General features: G+C 72.1%; 10 protein-coding genes. 3 read left to right on the top strand and 7 right to left on the bottom strand.

Features of this window, described 5'->3' with window-relative positions:
- Positions 1-5: 5 nt before the first annotated feature.
- Positions 6-185, bottom strand: coding sequence for a hypothetical protein (locus tag ACFWBQ_RS12555; RefSeq protein WP_385486969.1), 180 nt, complete (start codon positions 183-185; stop codon positions 6-8).
- Between the two features lie 424 nt (positions 186-609).
- Between ACFWBQ_RS12555 and ACFWBQ_RS12550 the strand changes: the two genes are divergently transcribed.
- Positions 610-1,497 (top strand): oxygenase MpaB family protein, encoded by an 888-nt coding sequence (locus ACFWBQ_RS12550; RefSeq protein ID WP_385486967.1) that lies wholly within the window; start codon positions 610-612, stop codon positions 1,495-1,497.
- Between the two features lie 27 nt (positions 1,498-1,524).
- Complete coding sequence (locus tag ACFWBQ_RS12545) at positions 1,525-3,795, top strand: tetratricopeptide repeat protein (RefSeq protein WP_385486965.1); 2,271 nt, start codon at positions 1,525-1,527, stop codon at positions 3,793-3,795.
- Positions 3,796-3,802: 7 nt separating this feature from the next.
- Here ACFWBQ_RS12545 and ACFWBQ_RS12540 read toward each other — a convergent pair whose 3' ends face one another.
- Entirely contained in the window at positions 3,803-4,066 is a 264-nt protein-coding gene (locus tag ACFWBQ_RS12540) for a hypothetical protein (protein WP_385486963.1), read from the bottom strand.
- A gap of 115 nt (positions 4,067-4,181) precedes the next feature.
- Here ACFWBQ_RS12540 and ACFWBQ_RS12535 point away from each other — a divergent pair, with 115 nt between their 5' ends.
- The gene (locus tag ACFWBQ_RS12535; RefSeq protein WP_385486961.1) at positions 4,182-5,756 is read left to right on the top strand and encodes a phytoene desaturase family protein; all 1,575 of its coding nucleotides are present in this window, start codon (positions 4,182-4,184) and stop codon (positions 5,754-5,756) included.
- Between the two features lie 16 nt (positions 5,757-5,772).
- Here ACFWBQ_RS12535 and ACFWBQ_RS12530 read toward each other — a convergent pair whose 3' ends face one another.
- The 5 genes from ACFWBQ_RS12530 to ACFWBQ_RS12510 are packed head-to-tail and all read right to left on the bottom strand — an operon-like array spanning position 5,773 to position 12,031.
- Positions 5,773-6,768 carry an acetylxylan esterase gene (locus tag ACFWBQ_RS12530; protein ID WP_385486959.1) on the bottom strand — a complete coding sequence of 332 codons (996 nt, stop codon included), beginning with the start codon at positions 6,766-6,768 and terminating at the stop codon, positions 5,773-5,775.
- 4 nt (positions 6,769-6,772) lie between these two features.
- Positions 6,773-9,181 carry a polysaccharide lyase 8 family protein gene (locus tag ACFWBQ_RS12525; protein ID WP_385486957.1) on the bottom strand — a complete coding sequence of 803 codons (2,409 nt, stop codon included), beginning with the start codon at positions 9,179-9,181 and terminating at the stop codon, positions 6,773-6,775.
- 11 nt (positions 9,182-9,192) lie between these two features.
- Positions 9,193-10,365 carry an SGNH/GDSL hydrolase family protein gene (locus ACFWBQ_RS12520; protein WP_385486955.1) on the bottom strand — a complete coding sequence of 391 codons (1,173 nt, stop codon included), beginning with the start codon at positions 10,363-10,365 and terminating at the stop codon, positions 9,193-9,195.
- Positions 10,353-11,432, bottom strand: coding sequence for a DUF1565 domain-containing protein (locus ACFWBQ_RS12515; protein WP_385486953.1), 1,080 nt, complete (start codon positions 11,430-11,432; stop codon positions 10,353-10,355). The genes ACFWBQ_RS12520 and ACFWBQ_RS12515 overlap by 13 nt, the downstream gene beginning before the upstream one ends.
- Entirely contained in the window at positions 11,429-12,031 is a 603-nt protein-coding gene (locus ACFWBQ_RS12510) for a hypothetical protein (RefSeq protein WP_385486951.1), read from the bottom strand. The genes ACFWBQ_RS12515 and ACFWBQ_RS12510 overlap by 4 nt, the downstream gene beginning before the upstream one ends.
- Between the last annotated feature and the right edge of the window lie 2 nt (positions 12,032-12,033).

The following is a 12,033-nucleotide window of genomic DNA, read 5'->3' as shown; positions in this document are numbered from 1 at the left end:
GCGCCTCAGGACAGGTCGTCACGGCCCAGCCAGGACGGCACCTCGGGTACGTCGGCGTCCCAGGGGCGCGGCGGTCCGGGCTCGGGTGCAGGCTCCGGGGCGCGGCGCTCCGGAGCGGGTGCCGGGTCCGGTACCGCTTCGGGGTCCGGCTCGTCCCGGGTCTCCGGGGCGGCGCTGTCAAACAACTGCTCGACCACTGTGAAGCGGCAGTGGAGGGCTGCCAGACGCCCTCCACGACCAGGAGGAAACCGTCCGCCTCCCGGTAGAGCGCACGGCTCCTCGGATCGGCCGGATGGACGGGCTCGAACCGCTCGGCCCGCTGCCGGAGCACGGCGAGCGCCTCCGCACGGGTTCCCTCCACGTGATCCATCACCCCGGCCGACCACATCCGCCCCTGCCGGCCGTACCCGAGGTTCTGCTCCACGACCAGTCCCCATCTCGCCATGGCTCCGCACCCCTCCCCGGAACGTGCGCAGTTGCGGTATGCATGTATGGGGTGCCGGGGCGTCATACTACGTTTCACGACTATCCGAGGACGCTCGCACCCCGGCACGACGAACCCGGCCGCCAGGCCTCCCCGTTCCACCGCCGAGGGGAAGGTACGAGCCGATGAGCGACGCAGACCCGGGCCTGTTCGGTCCCTCTTCCGTGACCTGGCAGATGCACGGGGACCCCATGATGTGGGTCGCCGGCGTACGCGCCCTCTACTTCCAGGCGCTGCACCCGCGCGCCGTACGCGGCGTCATGCAGAATTCCGACTTCCGCAAGGACGCCTGGGGGCGCCTGATGCGCACCGCCGACTTCGTCGGCACCCTCACCTACGACACCATTCCGGCCGCGGAGAGGTACGGCGCCCGGGTCCGTAAGATCCACCGCCTGCTGAAGGCCGTCGACCCGGCGACCGGCGAGAGCTACGGCATCGACGAACCCGGACTTCTGCTCTGGGTGCACTGCGCCGAGGTCGACTCCTACCTCCAGGTGCAGCGCCGCTCCGGTTTCCCGCTCACCGACGCCCAGGCCGACCGGTACATCGACGAACAGCGCGAGAGCGCCCGCCTCGTCGGCCTCGACGCCTCCGGCGTCCCTGCCACGACCGCCGCACTCGCCGCCTACTTCGAGCGTGTCCGCCCCGAACTCGCCGCCGGTCCTGAAGCGCTGGACGTCGACGACTTCCTGCGCAACCCGCCGGTCCACGCCCTGCTGACCCCGGCGCGTGCACTTCTGTGGCGGCGCGTGGCGGCACTCGCCTACGACTCCCTGCCCCCCTACGCCCACGAGCTGTACGGCAGGCCGGCGCCGCCCCCAGAAGCCGTCGACCGTCGCCTGCGCACCACCGGCACCTCCCTGCGCTGCATCCCCGCACGCCTCCGCTGGTGCCTGCCACCCGGACACATGGTGAAGGCGATGGCACGACTCGGCCCCGGCAGCCGCCCTGCCCCGTACAAACTCCGCAGACAGGCCGCCATACTGGACGGGCCGGGGAGGGCGCAGCAGTAGGCGACGCGACGGGGGCGACAGCAGGCGATGGCGGACACCAGGCTGATCCAGAGCCGGTACCGGCTGCTCGATCTGATCGGGCGCGGCGGCATGGGCGAGGTGTGGCGTGCCCGCGACGAATCCCTGGGCCGCCAGGTGGCAGTCAAGTGCCTCAAACCGATGGGGCCCCAGCACGACCCGTCCTTCACCCGCATCCTGCGCGAACGCTTCCGCCGCGAGGCACGGGTCGCCGCGGCGCTCCAGCACCGAGGTGTCACCGTCGTCCACGACTTCGGTGAGTGGGAGGGCGTCCTCTACCTCGTCATGGAGCTCCTGGAGGGACGCAACCTGAGCCAGCTCCTCGACGACAACAAACAGCACCCGCTGCCGGTGCCCGACGTCGTCGACATCGCGGAACAGGTCGCCGACGCCCTCGGCTACACCCACCAGCAGGGCATCGTGCACCGCGACCTCAAGCCCGCCAACATCATGCGTCTCGCCGACGGTACGGTGAAGATCTGCGACTTCGGCATCGCCCGGCTCGGCCACGACATCGGCTTCACCTCACGCCTCACCGGTACCGGCATCGCCATGGGCACACCGCACTACATGTCACCCGAGCAGATCAGCGGCGGTGAGGTCGACCACCGCAGCGATCTCTACTCGCTGGGCTGTGTGCTGTACGAGATCGCCACGGGCGTACCGCCGTTCGACCTGGACGACGCCTGGGCGGTCCTCGTCGGACATCGGGACACCCAGCCCGAACCCCTGCGCACCCACCGTGCCGAACTTCCCGGGTTCTTCGAGCGGGTCGTCCTGGACCTGCTGGCGAAGACTCCCGAGGAGCGGCCCGTCGACGCCGGCGACCTGCGCAGGCGCATCGCGCTCGGACGCACCGGCGAGCAGATGCAGGGACAGGACACCGGGAGGGTCCGGCTCGCCCCGCCCGCCCCCGTCCTGCACCCCGCTCACCGGCCCGCGGGCCGCGGACAGGGACTGCCTTCCTGGACCCGCAACATGACCACCGGTCACAAGGCGACCGGCGCAATACCGCCGGGAACAGCGCCCATCGACCCCTCCATGGGCCTGACCGGTTCCTGGACGACCGGAACCGACCTGCGGGTTCTCCCCGGCAGTCTTCCCGCGGCCAGGCCCGATCGGCCCACCCCGTCGCCGGAGCTGCTCGCCACCCTTGCCAGCCGGCACAGCGCGGGCCTCAACCTGGGGCGCCTCGGCCACTGGGAGGAGGCGGGCGAGGTGCACCGCGCGGTCGCCGCCGAACGCGAGCACGCGCTCGGCCCCGACCACCCCGACACCCTCTCCAGCCGGTACGAGGTCGGATTCACCCTCAGCCGTACCGGTCGTGCCACGGATGCTCTGCGTGAATTCGGCCGGGTTGCCGACGGACGTGAACGCACCCTGGGGCCCGACCACCCGGAGACCCTTGCGGCCCGGCAGGAGACGGCGTACGTCCTGGGCCAGCTCGGCCGGCACTTCGAAGCCCATCAGGTGTACGCGGCGGTGCTCGCCTCCCGGGAGCGTTCGATGGGCCCGGACCACCCGGACACCCTGCGCTGCCGCCACAACCTGGCCTTCAACCTCAGCAGGCTGGGCCGCCTGGAGGACTCGTACCGCATGGCCCGCGACGTGGCGAACGCCCGTAGCCGCCTCCTCGGCGCGGCCCACCCGGACACCCTGGTCACGCTGTACGAAGTGGCGTACACACTCGGTCAGCTGGGCCGGTGGCCGGAGGCACTGCAGACCTACCGCGATGTCGCGCAGGCCCGTGCCGTGGCGCTCGGTGCCGACCACCCGGACACCCTTTCCGCCCGCTACGAGGTCGGTATCAGCCTCGGCAGACTGGGCCGCAGCGCCGAGGCGCTCGAGCTGTACCGCGCACTGGTCGACGACCGAACCAGGGTCGACGGAGCCGCCGACGCGGAGACCCTGCGCGCCCGGCACGGACTCGGCGTCAACCTGGGGCGGATGGCGCGCTGGGAGGAGGCACTCGTCGAATCGCGTGAGGTGTGCGCGATCCGGGAACGCACTCTGGGCCCCGACCACCCCGACACGCTCGTCAGCCGCCGGGAGGTCGCCGTCGGCCTGGGCTGGCTCGGCCGATGGGCCGACGCCCTCACGGACTACCGGATGGTGGCCGAGGCCCGTGAACGCGTCCTCGGCGCCGACCACCCCGACGCGCTCGCCAGCCGCAACGACGAGGCGCACTGCCTGGAACAGCTCGGGCGCAGCACCGAAGCGGTGGACCTGTACCGGCGGGTCGCGGCCCTGCGCCAGCAGCGCGCGGTACCGCCGCACTGAGCGGGCGTCAGGTGCTCCGCCAGCGGTCCAGGTAGCGGAGCAGCGCGATCTCGGCCCGTGATGCAGCAGTTCGCCACGCGGTGGTGGTGAAGGGCGGCGAGGGAAGGACGTTGTGTCGCGTCCCCGGCCCCTCGTGCAGGCCGGAGCGGTCGCGCGCGGTCCGGACCCGCGTACCGCAGGCGGACCTACCAGGGTCCGGCACCGGCTCCCCCAGGTACTCCTCGTCGGTCATCACCGGGATCTCGACGTCCGTGCCGTTGCCGCTGTCCACGACCGGCCCCGCCGGCCGGTTGACGGCTGCACCCCTGCCGGCCCCTCCGGCCCCGGGACGCCGACACTTTCCGGCCCTCTGGCCAGGGATGATCGTTCCGTGTTACGAAGGGTCCATGCCCACAGACCAGACGCAGACACCCGGCACACCCGCGCACGACAGCTACGACACGGTGATCGTCGGCGGCGGCCACAACGGTCTGGTCGCCGCTGCTTACCTCGCCCGTGCCGGGCAGTCCGTCCTCGTCCTGGAGCGCCTCGGCAGCACCGGGGGAGCGGCTGTATCGACCCGCCCCTTCGACGGGATCGACGCCAGGCTCTCCCGCTACTCGTACCTCGTCTCGCTGCTCCCGCAGAAGATCGTCCGCGATCTCGGCCTCGACTTCGCCGTCCGCAAGCGCACGGTTTCCTCGTACACCCCGGCCGTGCGCGGCGGGCGGGCCACCGGACTGCTCGTCGGCGGCGACAGCACCCGGGCGTCCTTCGCGGAACTCACCGGCGACGACCGCGAGTACGACGCCTGGCAGCGCTTCTACGCGACGATGCAGCGGGTCGCCGAGCGTGTCTTCCCGACGCTCACGGAGCCTCTGCCGACCCGCGACGGACTGCGGGCGCGGATCGACGACGCGGACGCCTGGCGCACGCTGTTCGAGGAGCCCATCGGGGTCGCCGTCGAGGAGCGGTTCACCGACGACCTCGTACGCGGCGTCGTGCTGACGGATGCCCTGATCGGCACCTTCGCCGACGCCCACGACCCGTCCCTGCTCCAGAACCGCTGCTTCCTCTACCACGTGATCGGCGGCGGCACCGGCGACTGGGACGTCCCGGTCGGTGGCATGGGCGCGCTCACCGATGCCCTGGCCGGAGCGGCCCGCGCGGCGGGCGCCGAGATCCGGGTGCTGCACGAGGCCACCCGTATCGAGACCGACGGGACCCACGCCGAGGTCACCGTCCGCTCGCCCGCCGGAGAACGGGTCCTAGGCGCCCGCCGGGTCCTGGTCAACGCATCGCCGCAGGCGCTGGCGGCTCTCCTCGGTGACGAGCCGCCGGCCCCGGCCGAGGGGGCGCAACTGAAGGTGAACATGCTGCTCACGCGGCTGCCGAAGCTGCGTGACCACTCCGTCGACCCGCACCGGGCGTTCGCCGGAACGTTCCATATCGCCGAGGGCTACGGGCAACTGGCCGACGCCTACCGCGACGCGGCGGCGGGACGGCTGCCCGCCGCCCCGCCGTCCGAGATCTACTGCCACTCGCTGACCGACCCGTCGATCCTGGGCCCCGACCTCGCGGCCCGCGGCTACCAGACCCTCACCCTCTTCGGGCTCCACACCCCCGCCCGGCTCTTCACCGCGGACAACGAGGCGACGCGCGCGGCCCTGCTCAAGGCGACCCTCGCGGAACTCGACGCCCATCTGGAGGAGCCGATCACCGACTGTCTGGCCCTCGACGGCAACGGTGAGCCGTGCATCGAGGCGAAGACGCCGCTCGACCTGGAGGAGGACCTGAGGCTGCCCGGCGGCCACATCTTCCACCGGGACCTGTCCTTCCCGTACGCCACCGAGGGCACCGGCCGCTGGGGCGTCGAGACTGCACACGCCAACGTCCTGCTGTGCGGGGCGGGCGCGGTGCGCGGCGGCGGGGTCAGCGGGGTCCCCGGCCACAACGCCGCGATGGCGGCGCTGGGCCGGTGACGAACTGCCGGTGCCGTCAGTGGTCCCCGCTCACCGTCGCCTGACCGAACACGCCGCGCAGGGCGGCGAGCTTGCGCGGCAGGTCGTACTCCGCGCCTCCCTCGTGGCCGTTGTACGGGAACACCTCGATCTCGGCCGGACCGGCGTACGCGTGGTAGGCGGCGAACACGGTCGAGGACGGGCAGATCCGGTCCATCAGTCCCACCGAGAACCACGCCGGCGCGGTCGCCCGCGCCGCGAAGTTGACCCCGTCGAAGTACGACAGGGTCTCCATCGCCTCCTCGACGCGGAACCGGTGCCCGGACAGCCAGCGGGCGATCTCCGCGTACGGTCCCGCGTCCGTGATCTGCGACCCGCGCCGGAAGTGGCACAGGAACGGCACATCGGCGACCGCCGCCGCCACGTCCTCGCGCAGCCCGGCCACGGCGAGGGCGAGGCCGCCGCCCTGGCTCCCGCCGAGGACCGCGACGCGGGAGGGGTCCACGGACTCGTGGGCCCTCACCGCGTCGACGGCCCGTACCGCGTCGGTGATGAGCCGCCGGTAGTAGTGGCGGCCGGGATCCTCGATGCCACGGGTGAGGAACCCGGGGGAGGACGATCCGTGCCCGTCCGGGCCGAAGTCCGGGGTGTCCGAGGTGTTCTTGCCGCCGCCGCCCTGGCCCCGGTTGTCCATGACGAGGTGGGCGTAGCCGAGCGCGCTCCAGGTCAGCCAGGAGTACGGGATGCCGCGGCCACCGTTGTAGCCGATGTACTGCACCACGGCCGGCAGTGGTCCCGAGCGGACGCGCGGCAGCATCAGCCAGGCCTTCACCGGCTGGCCGCCCCAGCCGCTGAACGTCACGTCGAACACGTCCACGGTCGTGAATCCCGCGTCGTACGGCACGAACGTGACGTCCAGGCCGTGCCGGGCCGTCTCGGTGAGCGTCTTCTCCCAGAAGGCGTCGAAGTCGGCCGGTTCCTCCGGCTGCGGCCGGTACTCGCGCAACCGCTCCAGGGGCATGTCGAACAGCAACGGTCTAGCTCCTCTTCAGGGTGAGGTTGAGGGTTGCGCCGTGCCGGTTCGCCGTGTCGGCGCTGATCCGGATGCCCCGGCCGGTAGAGGTGGCGCGTACGCCCGGGTCCGCTGCGACGACCGTCAGGCCGCGCCGGGCCAGGTCCACGACCACCGAGGACCGCAGCTGCGTCGGATCCGAGAGCGCCACCGTTACCGTCCGGCCGTCCGCCCGCACCAGCACCGAGGCGGGTCCGTCGGCAGTCAGTTCCTGCGCCGTGCCCGCGGCCCAGAAGTTCGCGGCGAGCAGACCGTCCGCGCGACGGCGTACGGCGTGTACCGCCGTCGAGTCGGAGACGAGCTCCACCGGGGGCGCCGCCGCCCACTGCCTGGTGCGGGAGGCGGAGGCGGCCGGGGCCTGCAGCCAGAAGTAGCCCGCGCCGGCCGGAGCCGCCCCGTGGTCCTGCCACAGCGTCAGATACGGGCGGGTCACGGGAGTGTCCGTGCCGTACTTGAGGTTGATCTCCCGCCAGGTCGCGGTGCGTTCCTCACGCAGGCCGCGCAGCGTGGCGGGCTTCGGAAAGACGTAGCCTCCGGTCCCTTCGGCATGCAGCCAGCGCACCCCGTCGAGCTGCGCCGACCAGCCGGCGTCGGTCGGGGCGGCCTTTCCGTTGACGAGGAGCGCGGCGTGCGGGTCCCGCAGCTTGCGGTTCTCCACGACGGTTTCCACCGGCCCCGCATCCGCCGTGATGCCGGAGCCGACGCACGCGATCACGTCATCCAGACAGAACCAGCTCTTGAGACCGTGCAGCGAACTTCCGTACGCCCGCAGTTCCATGCCGTAGGCGCCGAGCGTCGTCCCCGGCAGCGCGGTGCCGCCCGCCCAGTCCGCCGCGCTCGTCGTGCGCTGCCCCGCCGCGTCCGCCGGCCGGCCCGCGACGACCGTGGTGCCCGGCAGCCGGGCAGGGTCGACGGTGGGCCAGTAGTCCTCGCTGTAGTGCCCGAGGTCGTCGGTGTACAGCAGCACCATGCCGTCGGAGAGATGCCAGCTGTGCAGATTCTCGTTCTGGATCGACTCGTAGTTGTAGATCCGGCTCGAGTACGCCGAGATGCCCAGCGCGAACGACGGCCTGTGGTGGGCCGCCTTGTCCATCCTCGGGTGCTGCTTGTGTGCGACCAGTGGGCCGCGCGCGGGGACGGGCGAGTCGAGGATCCGACGGGCGGCGACGAGGGAGGCCAGATCGGTGGCGGTGAGGAAGTCCCGGTAGGTGTCCTCGGCGATCCACTGCTTGACCAGCGCGGTGAACCGGTCGGCCGTCTCGCCCGGGAAGCTCGGGATCAGCCGGAGCACCGCCTCGATGACAGTCTGCGCCGAGGCGTGGCCCTGCTTGCTGGGACGCGCGATCTCCCGGCCGCACACCGACGCCATCACATCGCCCCGGGCCAGCAGGGGGTCGAAGCCGTCGTCGACCCAGCCGCGAACGTTGTCGAGCTCGGGGTCGGTGACCGTCCAGTCGGTGCCCGCGAGCAGGTTCAGCAGCCGGGAGAGGTTGTTGAGCAGCTCCTTGCCGTAGCCGCCGTTGTACGGGTGCTCGTAGTGCTGGAGGAACGAGCCGTCCGAGTAGAAGCCCTCACCCGTGCCCGCGGAGCCGTCCGCGCGGTCGTTGAAGGCCAGGACGCTGTTGGCACCTGAACCCTCGACGTCCGAAAGAGCGTCGCGGACCCGGGCGAGGGCGTCCCCGTCGTTCCGCAGGACGGCGTTGACCGCGACGACGGTGGAGATCCACACCCGGTTCGCACCGGTCGCGATCTGCCGGTCCGCCCGCCATAGGTTCGGATCGGGTGTGTAGTGCCGCACGGCCTCGGTGATCCGGGTGAGACGCTCCGTGCCGAGCACGTCGTACAACAGCACGGACGCGTCGTTGAGCGCGAGCGCCGAGCCGATCTCCCAGTCCCAGTCGTTGTCGAACCGGGTGTGCTCGGGGCCGTAACGGTGTGTCAGCATCCAGTCGATGCCGGAGAGCAGCAGGTCTCCGAGGGCCGCGTCCCCGTACTGCGGGGTGCCGGGCACCGCCCACGCGGTGGCGATCGTGGCGAGACGTTTGAACGACGTGGTGACGTGGTTGGAGAGCGTGGTGCTGGTCAGGTCGGCGAACAGGCCGTCGGCGCGGGCCGGGTCCAGACCCTGTGCGGCCGTGGTCGCAGCCCGGCCGGTCCGGGCGACGGCCGCCGCGATCTGCTGGTCCGTCAGGTCGAGACCGGTGCCCCCGGTGAGCAGGGTGTGCCAGCGGGCGCGCAGTGCGGCCGCGTCGCCGGCAGCCGCGTGCGCGGCCCCGGAGGTAAGGGTGAGGGGAAGGGTGACGGCTGCGCCGAGCGCCGCCGCTCCGGCCAGGACGGTGCGTCGTGTGGTGCCTCTGCCGGTGCCTGGATTCATGGTTCGGGCCCTCACAGGAGGTGTCGGCGGCCGACGGCCGCGGCGAGCGCGGCGTGACCGGAAGGATTGGGGTGCAGGCCGTCGCCGCTGTCGAACGCGGGCAGCAGGCGCGACGGCTGTGCGGGATCGTGCAGCGCGCTGTCGAAGTCGGCGACCGCGTCGAACAGTCGGCCGGTGCGCACCGCGCGGTTGATCTGCTGCCGGACCGCGTCGAGCTGCGGCGTCCAGCGGGTCCACCCCTCGAACGGGGTGATGGTCGAGCCGACGATCCGCAGCCCCGAGTTCCGGGCCCGCAGCACCAGCTGGCGGTAGCCGGCCAGGACGAGCGCGGGGTCCGTCTGGGCGGGCGGCTGCTGGAGGTCGTTGATGCCGAGATGGACGAGTACGGTGCGCAGCCCGGGCAGTGGGAGGACGTCGCGGTCGAACCGTGCCTGCCCGCCGGGCCCGAACCGGGCGTCGTCCAGCAGCAGCCGGTTGCCGCTGATGCCGAGGTTGGCGACGGCCGATCCGGGGAGCCGTCGGGCCAGCTGGTCCGGCCAGCGCAGGTCCGCGTCGTCGGGTGTGCCGACGCCCTCCGCGATGGAGTCGCCGAGCACGGCGACGACGGGACCGTGGGCGCCGGTCACTTCGACGCCGGTCAGCAGGAACACGGAGGTGGTGCGCACCCCGTCGACGGTGTGCGAGGCATGCGTGTTGCGGTGGAAGGACAGCGGCCCGGTGGGGCCGGGCAGCCGGGTCTCCACCGTCAGTCGCGAGGCCGCCGGGACGCGCAGCCCGTCGACCGGATCACTGGTCAGGGAGGCGCCTGCGGCCAGCCAGGCCTGCCGCCTCCCGCCGAACGTCACCGTGCGCCCGCCGGCCGTTGCCGGACCGATCAGAACCGGTACTGCTCCGAAGGCGTTCCCGTACCGCAGACGCACCTGCCCACCGGCCGACAGCCGCAGGACGGCCGTGAACACACCGTCGGTGAGCCCGCGGGCGGCCACGGTATCGGTCTCGGTCGGCGCGGTCTGCGCCGTCGCCCAGGACGTGGCCCAGCGCGATCCTCCGACGCCGCTGTCACTGTCCCGGGCAGCCGGTGCGGCCTGGGCTCCTGGCGCGGCGACCGCCACCGCGGCCACTCCCGCGGCCGCCGCCGTCAGTACCCCGCGTCTCGCGGGCCCCCGGCCGGTCACTGCGGGCACGCACCGGTCGGCTCGTACGCGCTCGCGTAGGTGCCGACCGCGTTGCCGCCGGTGTTGCCGCTCATGGTGTTGGTGCACACCGGGCCCTGCGGGGTGCGCATGAACTTGATGCCGCCGCCCGCGTTGCCGGTGACGGTGTTGCCGTACACGCTCGTGTCGATGCCGTCGGTCGCGGTGTCACCACCGAGCCGGATACCGGCCCCGACGTTGTCGTGCACGGTGTTGTAGCGGAAGATGTTGCCGCTGCCGCGTGCGTCGAGACCGCCGGAGCTGGAGTCCTTCTGGCCGCTGCAGTCGTTGTACTCGACGTAGTTGATGGTCGAGTTCTCCTTCACATCGACGCACTCGTTGCCCTGGGTGGCGATGGTGTTGTGATGGATGCGGTTGTTCCTGCTGATGTCCGCCGCGGCGTCCGGGGCGCCGTTCGCGCCCTGCTGCTCGGGGGCCGTGCCGAGGTAGATGCCTTCGCCGTTCTTGCCGCCCCCGCCGAACCTGAAGTCGGCGACTCCGCAGTTGGTGATCGTGTTGTCGTTCACCTCCGCGCCGGTGACGAGATAGCGCAGCCGCAGGCATTCGTCGGCGGCGTTCCTGAGCGTCATTCCGGTGATGTGCAGGGCGCCCACCCCGTTGCCCGGAGTCGTGCTCATGACATAAATAAGCTTCAGGCGGTAGCCGCCCACCTCGGTGGACGAGCCGTGCAGCCCGTCGACGGTGAAGCCGCTCAGCGTCGTCGAGTCGTGCTGCACCTGGATGATCCGGGTGTCGCCCGCCCCCTTCACCACGGCGCTCGACGGGCCGGTGAGCGTGACGCCGGGGCGCTTGGTCACCGCGTCCTGCCGGTACGTGCCCGCCGCGAGGTTCACCACCGCGCCCGTGGGGGCCAGGTCGAGTGCCTTCTGGATCGTGGCGAGCGGCGCCCCCGCCGACGTACCGGCGTTGGCGTCGCTGCCGGACGGCGAGACGTAGTACGCCGTCGCCGCCTCGGCGGCCGCGGCCGGCGCCGGGAGGAGAAGCGAGGTGCCTGCGGCGAGCGCGGCGGCCAGAGTGGTGCGCAGTGCATGGCTCATGAGGTGTGCCTCCTGGGATCAGCGAAGGACAGAGCGAGCAGTACGGGGATGCTGGGGCCCAGCAGCAGCGGGCCGAGCGGTACGACGAGGGAGAGCAGTACGGCGGAGATCACCGCGCCGAGCAGTGCGGTGCCCCGGGCCGGAGACCCGAAGCCGAGCGCCAGCGCCCCGGCCGACCAGGTGCGGACCGAGCCCTGCGGAGTCCGTCCGGCCTCGGCGGCGAGTGCGATGTGATGGATGACGAGCGCGGCGGCGATGCCTGCCTGCGCGGCGAGGACGACGAAGGTCCAGGGCTCCGAACGGGACAGCAGGTACACGATGTTCGTGCCGAGGACGACCGCCGCCGCCGTCGACAGCAATCCGTGCCGCCACAGCGCGCTCCAGTAACGGGGGAACGCGGCGAACGCGTTGACGAACACGCGGCTGTCCCCTTCCGCACGCCACAACTGCAACGCGTGCCCCATGGCCGCGAGTGCGGGCAGCCAGGTCACGACACCCAGGGACAGCACGGTGCACGCGGCCCCGGCGACGGCCGGGTACGCGATGAACTCCAGACGCCGCAACAGTGTCGGCCAGCCGGACGAGAGGGTTGCCTGCATGA

Origin of the sequence: Streptomyces sp. NPDC060035 (assembly GCF_042736635.1) — a bacterium.
In the GTDB taxonomy this organism is placed as follows: domain Bacteria; phylum Actinomycetota; class Actinomycetes; order Streptomycetales; family Streptomycetaceae; genus Streptomyces.
The sequence above is the reverse complement of the archived record's forward strand: the minus strand, read 5'-3'. Positions and strand labels throughout refer to the sequence as shown.

What these genes read in the sequence shown, in the direction of transcription:
- ACFWBQ_RS12525 (WP_385486957.1), bottom strand. Translation starts at nt 9,181, where the DNA reads ATGAATCCAGGCACCGGCAGAGGCACCACACGACGCACCGTCCTGGCC.
- ACFWBQ_RS12550 (WP_385486967.1), top strand. Translation starts at nt 610, where the DNA reads ATGAGCGACGCAGACCCGGGCCTGTTCGGTCCCTCTTCCGTGACCTGG.
- ACFWBQ_RS12510 (WP_385486951.1), bottom strand. Translation starts at nt 12,031, where the DNA reads ATGCAGGCAACCCTCTCGTCCGGCTGGCCGACACTGTTGCGGCGTCTG.
- ACFWBQ_RS12535 (WP_385486961.1), top strand. Translation starts at nt 4,182, where the DNA reads ATGCCCACAGACCAGACGCAGACACCCGGCACACCCGCGCACGACAGC.
- ACFWBQ_RS12545 (WP_385486965.1), top strand. Translation starts at nt 1,525, where the DNA reads ATGGCGGACACCAGGCTGATCCAGAGCCGGTACCGGCTGCTCGATCTG.
- ACFWBQ_RS12515 (WP_385486953.1), bottom strand. Translation starts at nt 11,432, where the DNA reads ATGAGCCATGCACTGCGCACCACTCTGGCCGCCGCGCTCGCCGCAGGC.